Source organism: Levilactobacillus tujiorum, from assembly GCF_012641185.1.
In the GTDB taxonomy this organism is placed as follows: Bacteria; Bacillota; Bacilli; order Lactobacillales; family Lactobacillaceae; genus Levilactobacillus; species Levilactobacillus tujiorum.
On sequence record NZ_JAAXLK010000017.1, the window covers coordinates 1 to 13,753 of the forward strand.

Consider the following 13,753-nt stretch of genomic DNA (forward strand, 5'->3'; position numbering starts at 1 on the left):
TGATACCATCAAAATTTAGAGTCTCAATACATAGTAAGCAAGATCAAAAGCCGTCAGTTTTTGAAAAACATGAAAACTGACGACTTTTTTGAAAGGTATGAATAATTCAGGTTCTATTTTATGTGAGCTTACTGCTATTTTTACCACGCGCAGTCACGGTCAATGGGCTGAATACGCCGGCGGGCCGAGCTGGGCTAATTTGCATGGGAGCGGCTATTTTTGTGGGATATTTGCCACCAGACGGCATCAATGTGCCACGCAACAGTGGCTGGCGGGGAAATTACCCCGCCATTCAACGTGGTTTAGTGAAGTTAGGACGTGTGCTCCTCATTTTAGGCAGTGTGGCCGCCATCTTAGCTGGGAGATCGTAATTGTAGAGCCGTTTGGCTTTCATCTTGGTCGCGGAAAGTGTAAATTAGACGGTAGGTACCAGTCATTCAGCGAGTTATAAAAGTTGACAACGCCCCCATAGGTGGTATCATATATAGTGTATTTTTGCGCACGAATTCTAATTAAAGAGTCGCACTTTTCGGGTTTCCGGGGTGCGACTTTTCAAGGCTATGGTGAGCAAACGGGAACACGTAAGGGAGTGATTGGTTGGCGAAGATACCCGAAGACGTGATTGAGACGGTTCGGACGGCCACAAATATTGCGGACGTTGTCGGCCAGTACGTGCAACTGAAGAAATCCGGTAAGAATTTATTTGGTTTATGTCCCTTCCATGAGGAGCGGACGCCTTCGTTTTCTGTTTCGGAAGATAAACAAATTTTTCACTGCTTTAGCTGCGGCCGCGGGGGCAACGTATTCAAGTTCTTGATGGAGTTGGAACACGTGACGTTTCCGGAAGCGGTCGTCAAGGTGGCTGATTTTAGTCACGTTGATTTAGCCAGCGAGTATCGCCAGGATGCGACTGGTCCGGCGGTGGATTCCAAGACGGGGCAGTTGTTGGCATTGCATGAGCAAGCCGCCAAACTGTATCATCATATCTTGGTGAATACCGAGATGGGACAACCAGCGTTGGATTACCTGCATGACCGGGGGTTAACTGATGAGACAATTGACACTTATCAGCTGGGTTTTGCGCCGGGACAGCGCTTGCTCAAACCCTTCTTTGACCAACGGCAAAGTGACTATCAACTCCTGCGTCAATCCGGCTTGTTTATCGAGAATGCGCAGGGTGAGTTGCGGGATCGCTTCACTGAACGGGTGATGTTTCCACTACGGAATGCGAGCGGTCATGTTGCGGCCTTCTCCGGACGATTGCTCCAAAAAGCTGACGACCAACCCAAGTATTTAAACAGCCCTGAAACCACATTATTTAATAAGAGTAAGCTGTTATTTAATTTTGACTTGGCGCGGCCGGCGATTCGACAAGCAGGAGAAGTCACGTTATTTGAAGGCTATATGGATGTGATCTCAGCGACCCAAGCGGGGGTCAAAAATGGGATTGCGTCGATGGGAACGAGCTTAACCACTGAACAGATCTATGCGATTGAACGGACTACGGATAAACTCAATGTCTGTTATGATGGTGATGAACCTGGTCAACGGGCCATTGATCGCGCGCTGCGGCTACTAAATGAGCATAGTCATTTACAGCTAAGCGTCATTCAACTTCCTGAGGGCCAAGATCCCGATGAGTATCGTAAAGCTCATGGGGATGACGCCTTTCGGCAGATGATGGTTTCGGCTAAAGAGCCGCCGTTGCAGTTTCAGCTACGATTCTTACGACGGGATCGGCCGCTGGAGACGGATAGTGAACGTTTAGCCTATGTTAACCAGGTGTTGCCGCTCTTAGCACAAGTTGACGAGCCGGTGGAACGTGACATGTATCTGGGGCAGCTAGCCAATGAATTTCAGATTGACAAGGCGGCGTTGGTCGCGCAACTTAAACAAGTGCAACGAGATTCGGCCGCGCAACGTGAGCGTCAGCGGCCAGCTCAATCAACGCCGGTGCCAACGGCGGCACCACCGGTAACGGTACATCAACAACGCCGGCCGTTGAATCGGTTGGAACGGGCGGAGCGCTTGTTGCTTTATCGTTGTCTGCATGACCGCAACGTTTGGGCAAAGCTGACCAGTATTGCTGATTTTAGCTTTGTGCATGACGACTATCAGATTATTTACACCTTGGCCCAGGGATATTTTCAAAAGCATCAAGTGTATCAAACCGCGCAGTTCACGGACTTCATTCAAGAAGACCGCCTGCAGCAGTTAGTGATTGATCTCGAAGCAACAACCAATATGGCCGCGGCGGTCACCCCGCGGGAGATCGATGACTATTTAGCGGTCATTATGAATGAGGCGCCGATTGAAGCACAGCTTCGTCAGAAGAAAAATGAACTGACGGAAGCTTCGCGACTAGGCGATGCCGACCGCCAACGCCAACTCGTCGTCGAGATTGTGCAGTTGGAACGTCAGCGTCAGGCGAACAAACAAGTTTAATCTAGGGGGTATTTTAATGGCGAAAAAAACCACGGATCAACCAATGTTTGATCAAAAAGCATACAACAAGACGGTGCGCGCTTTGATTAAAAACACCAAGAAGGCTGGTAGCATCACGTATGATGAACTGGCTGACAAGGTGGCGACACCTTACACGCTGGATGCCAAGCAAATGGATAAGTTACTTGAAACGATTTCCGATGCCGGGATCAGTGTGGTTGATGCTAAGGGTGAGCCAGACCCACGGGCCGTTAAAGCCCAAAAGGCCGTTTCAAAGAAGGAATTGAAGGATGCCGGGACCACGACTGGGGTTAAGATCAATGACCCAGTGCGGATGTACTTGAAGGAAATTGGTCGGGTCAACCTGTTAACGGCGGACCAAGAAGTGGCCTTAGCGTTGCGGATTGAAAACGGTGAAGAAGAGGCTAAGCAAGAATTGGCTGAAGCCAACTTACGGTTGGTTGTGTCGATTGCTAAGCGGTATGTCGGTCGGGGCATGCAATTCTTGGACTTGATTCAAGAAGGGAACATGGGCTTGATGAAGGCCGTCGAAAAGTTCGACTACCGGAAAGGGTTTAAGTTCTCGACGTACGCCACTTGGTGGATTCGTCAGGCGATCACCCGGGCAATCGCTGACCAAGCACGGACGATTCGGATCCCTGTACACATGGTTGAAACCATCAACAAGTTGATCCGGATTCAACGGCAATTACTCCAAGACTTAGGGCGGGAACCAACGCCTGAAGAAATTGGGGCAGAAATGGATATGCCAACGGAAAAGGTCCGGGAAATCTTGAAGATTGCCCAAGAACCAGTTTCCTTGGAAACACCAATTGGTGAAGAGGATGACTCTCACTTGGGAGATTTCATTGAAGACCAAGATGCCACGAGTCCTGCTGATCACGCCGCTTACGAACTTCTGAAGGAACAGTTGGAAAGTGTCTTGGACACGCTGACTGACCGGGAAGAAAACGTGTTGCGGTTGCGGTTTGGCCTGGATGATGGTCGGACCCGGACTCTGGAAGAAGTCGGCAAGGTCTTTGGCGTTACGCGTGAACGGATTCGTCAGATCGAAGCCAAGGCATTACGCAAATTGCGTCACCCTTCACGGAGCAAGCAATTAAAGGATTTCTTGGAATAAATTAATACTTGATTAGGAAGAAAGGTCGTTCGAGACAGCCGGTTGGCTGAACCTCGAACGGCCTTTTTGATTGGAAAATGTTTTGACTAGAGTCAGCTGTTTCAAAGTATTTAAAATTGTGAAACCTTATGAAAATCTGGTCACGATATTATGACTAAACTCGGCATCCAAATTTTCCAGCAATATTAATGAGCTCCATGGCCGGAATTTTACCGTTGGTTAAAAAAGACGAGTAAAAGTAGTTTTTATCATACGTCGTTTATAGTATAGTTGTACCAGCTGGTAGAAACCGTTTACATTAAAAAATATCAGAATAAGGTGATATTTATTGGGATTAAGGCCTTGAAAAAATGACAAAAGGGGATATAATGTATCTCGTTTAAAACATAGGAGGGACAAGGGAATAGGAGGTATATTGTGAGAACTAAACCGAGCTTGGAACAGGCCTTATGTATCGTGGCCCTACTAGGCATTCAAGATCGAAAGGTTCCGCTCCACAGTCATTTAGTGGCAGAAAGACTGGGGGTTTCAACCAGTTATTTGAAGAAAATTGTGCAAAAATTAGCCGCTGGTGGGATCGTTAAAACTGTTTCCGGTCGTGACGGCGGGATTATGTTGACTAAAAATCCCATGAAAATAACCCTGCTCGACGTTTTCAATGCCATTGAAGGCACCACTGCGTTTGTGCATAATACGGGACTGGTCTCAAAGGTCTTTGATCTCGATCAAAAGGATACTTTCATGACAACGTATCAATTGAAAGATTTCAAGGATACGCGGCCAGTGGCCAATGTGATGAACGTCTTTGCCCAGGCGGAAAAACAGTTTCGACAAGAACTAGCAACACTGGTTATCGGCGATGTCTTGCCAACAGCTTCTGGCCAACCCATCCAACTGGATTGGACGAAGTGGCTGACCCGGCCAACCGCAGAATAGAAAACTAGAAATACAGAAATTAACGTTAAATTTGTCAGGAGGTTTCAACGTGCGTTGGATGAATAAACATTACATCTGGAACGTGATTGGCTGGCTAATCATTGTGATTATGGCGGTGGTCACGATTCCCAACATGAGTAAATTGGTGGCAGATAAGGGACAGATTACGGTTCCTAATAGCTACCAGAGTTCTCGCGCAACGACCATGCAGGATCAGTGGGGACGTTCGCAGCGAGGCACGACCGCAGTTGTCGTCGTCTTTAATAACGGCAATTCGGCGTTAACGGCGTCGCAGAAGACGCAGATTGATCAGACCATTCAACGAATTAAAGATCATCGAGATCAATACGAAATTCGCTCGATTACGGCTGCCAGTGACAGTTCCACGGCAGCCTCACAGCTTGTTTCAAAGGATAAGAGCACACAGTTACTCCAGCTGAACGTGCATAAGTCCTCTAGTCACTCGGTCACTAAGATTCGTGATCAAATCACCAAATTGGCTAAGACCAGCGGTGTGAAGACTTACGTGACTGGGGCGGATGTCTTGAACCAAGACTTCTCTGATGCCACGCAAGCAGGGGTCCAAAAGACAGAGATCATTGCGGCCATCTTTATCTTCCTGGTACTGTGGTTAGTCTTCCGTTCGCCAATTACACCGCTCTTTTCACTGTTGACAGTGGCCGTGTCCGTCATCACGTCTATTTCCGTGGTGGCTAACCTAGTGAACCGCTTCAACTTTCCGTTCTCAAACTTTACCGAAGTGTTCATCGTCATTGTCCTCTTCGGGATTGGGACCGACTATAACATTCTCTTGTATAACGAGTTCCGCGAGCGACTAGCGAGTGGTAAGGACAGGTACACTGCGACTAAGGAAGCCACTAAGGTTGGTGGCAGAACCGTGTTGTACTCCGGCCTGTCTGTCCTAATCGGGATGAGTGTGTTGGGCTTTGCTAACTTCTCACTGTACCGTTCAGCCGTTGGGATTGCCGTTGGGGTGGTCGTCTTATTAGCGGTTCTCTTGACGCTGAATCCCTTCTTTATGGCGATCTGTGGTCCCCACATGTTCTGGCCCATCAAGAAGTTCCAAGGTGAAGGTGACAGTCGGCTTTGGCACGCCATGGCTAAACACGCCATGATTCGGCCCGTGATTACCTTAATCTTGACGGGGATCGTCTTTATTCCACTGGCGTTAACGTCACACGGAACACTGGACTACGACAACTTGGTAGAAATTGGCGATAATGTCCCGGCTAAGCAAGGGTTTAAGGTTGTGCAGCAACACTTCTCTAAGGGGACAGCGGAGCCGACGACAATTTATATCCAAAGTAAAGACAAAATGGATAACGAGAAGACCCTGCTGATTGTTGATCGGTTAACCAAACAACTGCAACAAACTGAAGGCGTGAAAACCGTTGCCTCTGTCACCCAGCCAGGGGGTAAGGCCATTAAGAAGCTTTACGTCCGCAATCAAATGAGTGACGTCACGACTGGACTGGTGAAGGCCCAGCAAGGGGTCAACAAGGTCAATAAGGGGCTACAGTCCGCCAATAGCTCACTCAGCAAGCAAAATGTTAGTGGGGCCGTTAAGGATGCAAACACGTTAGCCTCAGGAGCGAAAAAAGTTAGTACCGGGACGCAGCAGCTACAGAGTGGTATCTCTCAAGTCGCTGCAAATGTCAATGCACTGAACAGTCAGGTTTCTTCCGCCTCTGGTGGTAAACAGGCTGCCCAGTTGGCCCAATTGGAGACGGCTTTGCCGCAACTGAATGCCGCAATTCAACAATTGAATCAAGAGGTCTCCTCGAATTCGACTAGTGCGAGTGGTGTGACAAGCTCCTTGACCACCATTAAGACCAGCACACAAGACATCGCGTCACAATTGGCCAAGCTAGAGAGTGCGACGAGCAACTTGCCAAGTATGAGTGCGAGCTCGGTGGCTGCTGCCTTTAGTCAACAAGGTGTACCGTTGTCTGCTGCTCAAAAGACAGTATTAGCGGGCGTTTTGCAAAAGCAAAGTGCTGCTCAAAGTCAGCTGCAGGCAACGTTAAGCAGCTCGTTAAAACAAATCGGTAGTGATGCCAGTGCCATTGGCTCTGCGGATCAAACAGTAGCGAGTCAGCTACAAGCGCTGCAAGGGTCGACTAGTCAATTGCAAACGGCAGTCGCCCAGTTAGCTCAGAGTTCCGGGCAAGTTATCCCTGGCGCAACGACGGCCTTACAGCAAGCAGGTGCGCAGTCGACACAGTTAGCGACGGCCACTGGAAAACTGTCTGGTGCCATGTTTAGCATGAATAGTCAGATGCCAGCCTTGGTTTCCGGTGCTAATCAGGTTGCAGCTGGTAACCAAACGATGGCGGAAAAGCTGGCTGCGATGAGTAAGCAGTTGACGGCCTTACGTAAAGGGTTAACTTCAGCAAGCACTGGTTTGACCCAGGTGTCAACTGGTGTCGGTACAGCGAATACGTATCTGAAGGGCTTACAGAAATCCGCAGCGGCAGAAACGTTCTATATTCCAAGCAAGCAGTTGCATGGTAGTTCGTTTAAGCCGGCGCTAAAGACTTATATGTCGCCGGATCGAAAGATTACCAAGCTGACGGTGGTCCTGGACGATGATCCGAGTTCAGCTGCTGCCATGGCCCGCTTACCTAAGCTAGAAAAGGTGGTTAACGGTGCTTTAGCCGGGACGAGTTTGAAGAATGCGGAAGTGGCCTTTGGTGGAAACACTTCGCAGACCAACGATATCAACGATATGGCTTCTAGCGACTTTACGCGGACGGTCATTATCATGCTTGCCGGCATCTTCGTGGCCTTGATGATTGTGACCCGGTCGCTGGTTCAACCAATCGTGATCGAAGGGATTCTGGTCGTGGCCTACTCTGGTGCCTTAACCATTGTTCACTGGTTAGTAGATCCCGTGCTAGGAACCGATATGCTGACGTGGAACACACCGTTCTTTACGTTTGTGATGTTGATTTCATTAGGGGTTGACTACTCAATCTTCCTGATGCGGAAATACCGTGAGTTCCTGCATGAACCGGGCGCAACCAGTGAAAAGATGCTCCGGGCGTCTACCGTTATTGGGACGGTCGTCCTCTCTGCCGGGGTTATCTTGAGCGGAACTTTTGCCGCCTTGATTCCATCCGGGGTCATGACACTGATTCAGATTGCGTTAGCCGTGATCATCGGGATTATCCTGCTGGTCATTCTCCTGCCAATCGTCATGCCTGCCGTGATGAAGATTACCTACCCGTACCCATATTCTAAGATGGCGCGGGCGCAGAATGAGGCGGATGAAGGACGTGAAAACCCGATCTCCCGTCGACAAAAGAAGTAATTGAACGCGTCTTACTAGAGCACGTTCCATCAATCGTTGGTGGAACGTGCTTTTTGTGTCAGGATACTGAGAACGGGTGCGGCCGGTACTACAAAAACAACTTCTAAAAACTCTCCAGCTACGATTAATGACGAAATTTTCGAGATGTCAATCGCATCTTTTTCAAGAAGCTGGCCAGGATCTTAACAACTGGTTATTTTATCGTAAGTACGGCTATTCAAGCGGCGCGGACTAGCTTATACTTAGACTAATTAGGAATTTGGAAAGGAAGATTATTGAATGGATGCAGACCATTTATCGGTGCGTTTGGCCACCGTTGCTGATTACGTCCCAACTGGAAGTCGGTTGGCGGATATTGGAACCGACCACGCTTACTTGCCAGTTAACCTCGCAAAACAGGGGAAGATCGTTGGTGGCGTCGCGGGTGAGGTTGTCAAAGGCCCGTTTGAAAATGCCCAGCATGAGATTAAGAAAGAGGGCCTAGACGACCGAATCACGGCGCGCCTGGCTAATGGATTACGCGCCATTGAGACGAGCGACCACATTGATACGGTCGTGATTGCGGGGATGGGTGGTACGCTGATTGCCCAGATTTTGACGCAGGACTTCGATCGCTTGACGGGCGTGCAACGGCTCGTGTTGCAACCCAACGTGGGTGAAAAGAACGTTCGCCAATTTTTAATGACCCATGGCTTTCAATTGGTTGCGGAAAAGATCGTGACTGAGGATGGGCACGACTATGAAATTCTAGTGGCGGACCGAGCAGCGGCTCCCCAGCAATATAACGATGAAGAGTTGCGGTTTGGGCCTTATCTATTGGCGGAACACAATGATATCTTTATTGCCAAGTGGCAGCGGGAACTGGCACGGACCAAACAGGTTTTGGCCCAGGTTCGATCCGCCAAGGCGGTGCCCGCAGCCAAGGTAGCGGCTCTGGAAACGGAAATTAAAGAAATTGAGGAGGTCTTGCAACGTGTTGGTGCGTGAGTTAGTTGAACGCTTCGAACAATTTGCCCCGAAGACGTGGGCGGAGCCTGGTGATCCGGTGGGTCTCCAACTGGGACGTTTAGACGCTGATGTTCACAAGGTGCTGGTCACGTTAGATGTTCGCCCTGAGGTGGTGGCTGAGGCCATTGCTGTAGGCGCAGATTTTATCTTTGCGCACCATCCCATGATGTTTCATCCAGCAAAGAACTTAGACCTGGCAGTGCCACAAAATCAGATGTATGCGACGCTCTTACAGCACGGTATCACCGTTTATGGCGCCCATACCAATTTGGACAGCGCACCAGGTGGAATGAATGACTGGCTGGCGACGGCACTGGGGTTACAAGATGTCGAGGGATTAGTTCCCAGCAACGGCGTGTCGGCAACGCCTGAGATTACGATGGGACGGATTGGAAATCTCGCCACACCAACGACCGTCCAGCAGTTTGCAGAGAATTGCAAGCGAATCTTCAAGGTGAAGGGGTTACGGCTAGTCAGCCATACACCAGACGCCCCCGTAAAGCGAGTGGCCGTCTTGGGCGGTAGTGGTGGTCCATTTTATCAAACGGCTTTGGCCAAGGGTGCCGACGTTTACGTGACGGGGGATATTTCCTATCATCCCGGGCACGATATGATTGCGGCTGGGCTAAACGTGGTTGATCCAGGCCACCATATTGAGAGTATCTGTAAGCCCCACTTGCAAGCGTTGTTTACGCAGTGGGCGGCCGAAAATAAGTGGCCAATCACGGTCGTGGCCTCGCAATTAAATACTGACCCGTTCACTTTTATTTAGCCATGAAAACGGGTACACTAAAAATGTAGTTAATTCAATTGAGGAGTGATTTATTTTGGCAAAGTATGAAAACCTGATTCCCCGGTTCTTGAAGTACGTCAAGATCAACACACGTTCTGATCCAAATTCTGGCACGATTCCGTCAACACCACGGCTGACAGAATTCGCTGAAGGGTTGGTGAAGGACCTTAAGGAAATCGGTCTGGACAATGTTCACATCAATAAGCAATGTGCTTATGTGTTTGCGACCTTACCAGCCAATACGGACAAGCAAGTTAAGAAGATCGGCTTTATCTCTCACTTTGATACCGCCGACTTTAACAGCGAAAACATTAATCCCCAATTCGTGGAAAACTATGACGGTAAGTCTGTCATTAAGTTGGATGACACTGGCAAGTACACGCTGGACCCGGCAGTATTCCCGAATTTGAAAAACTATCAGGGCCACACCTTGATCACGACGGATGGCAGTACCTTGTTGGGTGCCGATGACAAGTCTGGGGTTGCTGAAATTATGGCAGCTGCCGAATATTTATTAGCTCATCCTGAAATCAAGCACGGCGAGATTGAAATCGGCTTGGGTCCTGATGAGGAAATTGGGACGGGTGCCGATCACTTTGACGTGGCGGACTTTGGCGCGGACATTGCTTACACGGTCGATGGTGGGCCATTAGGTCAGTTGGAGTATGAAACCTTTAACGCCGCTGATGCCCAGGTTGAAATCACCGGGACTAACGTGCACCCAGCTGAAGCGAAGGATGTCATGGTGAATGCTTCGCAAGTTGCCATGGACTTCCACGCAGCCTTACCAGAGCATGATCGGCCAGAACATACCGAGGGACGGGAAGGGTTCTTCCATCTTTACAGTATGAGTGGCACCGTAGATAGTGCCCATTTGAGCTACATTATTCGGGATCATGATCGCCAAATCTTTGAAGATCGGAAGAAGCTCTTCCAAGGGGTTGCCGATCAATTGAATAAGGATTATGGCAGTGATCGGGTTAAAGTCACTATCAAGGATCAATACTACAATATGCGTGAAGTCATCGAAAAGGACATGACGGTGGTCGATTTAGCCAAGGAAGCTTTGGAAGAATTGAACATCAAGCCATTGATCTTCCCCGTTCGTGGGGGGACTGATGGATCCAAGATTTCTTACTTGGGCTTACCAACCCCTAACCTGTTTGCTGGTGGCGAGAACATGCACGGCCGGTTCGAATATGTTTCTGAACAAACTATGGAACAAGCAACTGACGTGGTTATTAAGATTGCGGAACTCGCAGAACAACAGGCCTAAATTAATTAGTCAAAATTGGTCAAATTATTTTGAATTTGGGTCCAAATCAGTTAGAATATGAGTGAAAAATGGAGGTTAACCTAAGGGTTGCCTCTTTTTTGCCCCCGCAATTTACTGGTGAACAGGCAATGGTGAAGATAATGGGGACTAGATAAATACGATGACACTTAATTTTAACCAAGGAGGATGCACATGAATCCAGAAAAAATGACAGAAGCGTTAACCGAGGCACTGGGTGAGGCCCAACGGATTGCCGTAACCCGCCAACATCAAGCCGTGACGGTGGCGCACCTCTTTAAATACTTGATTCAACCCGGTGAACTGGGTCGCGAGCTCTTGTCCAACGCAGGGGTCGATATTGCTGCGATGGATGAGGAACTCGATCGGGAGTTAGATAGTATTAGCACGGTTGCGGGGAGCGGTGTCCAATATGGGCAAGAATTTTCTCGTAATTTAACGGATCTCTTGCAGAAGGCCGATGCCATCAAGGATAAGTATCGTGACGATTACTTGGCCATTGATACCGTGGTGATTGCTCTGATGCAATTGCGTGGTGAAAGCCTGACGGATTACCTGAAAGCGCAAGGAATTACTGAGCAGATGGTCCGCAATGCGGTGGATAAGATCCGTAGCGGTGAACGGGTGACCTCGAAGAACCAAGAAGATCAATACAAAGCCCTCGAAAAATACGGCACTGATCTGGTGAAAGCCATGCGTAGTGGTAAGATTGATCCCATTATTGGCCGGGATGATGAAATCCTGTCGGTCATTCGGATTCTGTCGCGTAAGACCAAGAATAATCCGGTGCTGATTGGAGAAGCTGGTGTCGGTAAAACGGCGATTGTTGAAGGACTAGCCCAACGGATCGTGCGGGGGGATGTTCCCGATAACCTGAAAGATAAGACGATCTTTTCTTTGGATATGGGCTCGTTAATTGCCGGTGCCAAGTACCGGGGCGAATTTGAGGAACGTTTGAAGGCGGTCCTGAAAGAAGTCACCAAGAGTGATGGTCAAATTATCATGTTTATTGACGAAATTCACAATATTGTCGGCGCTGGTAAGGGTGAAGGTAGCATGGACGCCGGTAATCTCTTGAAGCCAATGTTGGCCCGGGGTGAACTACACTTGATCGGGGCGACAACGCTGGATGAATATCGCAAATATTTGGAGCAGGATAAGGCGTTGGCCCGGCGCTTCCAGCGGGTAGTCGTTAACGAACCCAGTATTGCAGATACGGTAACCATTCTGCGGGGATTACGGGAACGGTTTGAGATTCACCACGGCGTTAAAATTCATGACAACGCCTTGATTGCGGCGGCAAAGCTTTCGGATCGCTATTTAACGGATCGGTTCCTGCCAGACAAGGCCATTGATCTGGTCGATGACGCCTCGGCCTCGATTCGGGTGGAAATGAACTCGGCGCCAACCGAACTGGACCAAGCACGCCGGCAGATGATACGCATGCAAGTTGAGCAGACAGCGTTGAAGCAGGAAACGGATGCGGCCTCAAAGGCCCGTTTGCAGGAACTTACCAAGGAATTGGCGGATACCAAGGAAAAGGTTGACAAACTGAGCGCGCGTTGGAATCAAGAAAAGACTGCTATCAAGAGCGTGGGTGCTAAGAAAATGGAGTTGGATAAGGCCAAGCGCGATTTGGAGAACGCCGAGGCGCAATATGACCTGAATCAGGCGGCTGAGCTTCAACATGGGACCATTCCACGATTAGAACAAGAGTTGGCAGACTTAGAAAAGCAGAATCAGCAGCAAGATTGGTTAGTCTCTGAATCAGTGACTGAAAATGAAATTGCAAACGTTGTGAGTCGCATGACGGGGATTCCGGTGACTAAGTTGGTTCAAGGCGAACGAGAAAAGCTGTTGAAGTTAGCGGATCGGTTGCATGATCGAGTCGTAGGCCAGGACCAAGCAGTTTCTGCGGTGGCCGATGCTGTCTTACGCTCACGTGCGGGCTTGCAAGATCCAACGAAGCCTCTGGGCTCATTCCTGTTCCTGGGACCGACCGGGGTCGGCAAGACGGAATTAGCCAAGGCGCTGGCAGAGAACCTCTTTGACAGTGAAGACCACATGGTCAGAATTGACATGAGTGAGTACATGGAAAAAGCGTCCGTTTCCCGGTTAGTGGGTGCTGCCCCCGGCTATGTCGGTTACGAGGAAGGCGGCCAGCTGACGGAAGCGGTTCGGCGGAATCCGTACACGATTGTCTTGTTCGATGAAGTTGAGAAGGCCCATCCCGACGTCTTTAACCTGTTATTACAGGTCTTAGACGATGGCCGGTTAACGGATAGCCAGGGCCGAACCATTGATTTCAAGAATACGATTCTGATCATGACCTCTAACTTAGGGTCAGAACTCTTATTGCAGGGAACGGACGACCAAGGGAACATTTCCCAGTCGGCCCAAGAGCAGGTCGCCAAGCTCTTACAAGACCACTTCCGGCCAGAATTTTTGAACCGGATTGATGACACGATTATGTTCAAGCCGCTGACTCTAGCTGACGTTCAACAGATTGTGGTGAAATTGATTGCTCATTTGGCACACCGGCTACACGAGCAACAGTTAGATCTGACCATCACGCCGGCGGCTCAGGCTTGGATCGCACAAAAGGGGTACCTGCCAGCATACGGGGCACGGCCACTCCAACGCTTTATTACGAATTACGTTGAAACACCACTGGCTCGCTTACTGATTGCGGGAGATATTCCGGTGAACAGCTTGATTACGATTGACGTGGTTGACGATCAGTTGGCCTTCAGTCATCAGCTACAAGTGAAGACGGTTCCCACCCCAGAAGACTAGACAGCT

At 49.3% G+C, this 13,753-nt stretch carries 9 protein-coding genes; all 9 read left to right on the forward strand.

The annotated features are described in order from the left end of the window. The first annotated feature begins 221 nt into the window (after positions 1–221). The 9 genes from HF569_RS08810 to clpB all read left to right on the forward strand — a co-directional run bounded on the left by HF569_RS08810 (position 222) and on the right by clpB (position 13,747). Complete coding sequence (locus tag HF569_RS08810) at positions 222–371, forward strand: hypothetical protein (protein WP_168902148.1); 150 nt, start codon at positions 222–224, stop codon at positions 369–371. 226 nt (positions 372–597) lie between these two features. Beyond that, complete coding sequence (gene dnaG / locus HF569_RS08815; RefSeq protein ID WP_168902149.1) at positions 598–2,445, forward strand: DNA primase; 1,848 nt, start codon at positions 598–600, stop codon at positions 2,443–2,445. A 10-nt stretch (positions 2,446–2,455) separates the two neighbouring features. After that, entirely contained in the window at positions 2,456–3,586 is a 1,131-nt protein-coding gene (gene rpoD / locus HF569_RS08820) for an RNA polymerase sigma factor RpoD (protein WP_408610798.1), read from the forward strand. Between the two features lie 417 nt (positions 3,587–4,003). Beyond that, positions 4,004–4,522 (forward strand): RrF2 family transcriptional regulator, encoded by a 519-nt coding sequence (locus tag HF569_RS08825; RefSeq protein WP_168849872.1) that lies wholly within the window; start codon positions 4,004–4,006, stop codon positions 4,520–4,522. 58 nt (positions 4,523–4,580) lie between these two features. Further along, complete coding sequence (locus HF569_RS08830) at positions 4,581–7,856, forward strand: MMPL family transporter (protein WP_211089697.1); 3,276 nt, start codon at positions 4,581–4,583, stop codon at positions 7,854–7,856. Between the two features lie 279 nt (positions 7,857–8,135). After that, positions 8,136–8,843, forward strand: coding sequence for a tRNA (adenine(22)-N(1))-methyltransferase (locus HF569_RS08835; RefSeq protein WP_168902151.1), 708 nt, complete (start codon positions 8,136–8,138; stop codon positions 8,841–8,843). Next, complete coding sequence (locus HF569_RS08840) at positions 8,830–9,636, forward strand: Nif3-like dinuclear metal center hexameric protein (protein ID WP_168902152.1); 807 nt, start codon at positions 8,830–8,832, stop codon at positions 9,634–9,636. Before HF569_RS08835 ends, HF569_RS08840 begins: the two co-directional genes overlap by 14 nt. A 55-nt stretch (positions 9,637–9,691) precedes the next feature. Then, positions 9,692–10,933: a peptidase T gene (pepT, locus tag HF569_RS08845; protein ID WP_168902153.1), complete on the forward strand. Its 1,242-nt coding sequence runs from the start codon at positions 9,692–9,694 to the stop codon at positions 10,931–10,933. Between the two features lie 192 nt (positions 10,934–11,125). Next, the gene (gene clpB / locus HF569_RS08850) at positions 11,126–13,747 is read left to right on the forward strand and encodes an ATP-dependent chaperone ClpB (RefSeq protein WP_168902154.1); all 2,622 of its coding nucleotides are present in this window, start codon (positions 11,126–11,128) and stop codon (positions 13,745–13,747) included. Positions 13,748–13,753 lie beyond the last annotated feature (6 nt).

Bases quoted from the DNA above. Each gene is read 5' to 3' on its own strand.
- HF569_RS08835 (WP_168902151.1), top strand. From the start codon at position 8,136: ATGGATGCAGACCATTTATCGGTGCGTTTGGCCACCGTTGCTGATTAC.
- HF569_RS08830 (WP_211089697.1), top strand. From the start codon at position 4,581: ATGAATAAACATTACATCTGGAACGTGATTGGCTGGCTAATCATTGTG.
- clpB (WP_168902154.1), top strand. From the start codon at position 11,126: ATGAATCCAGAAAAAATGACAGAAGCGTTAACCGAGGCACTGGGTGAG.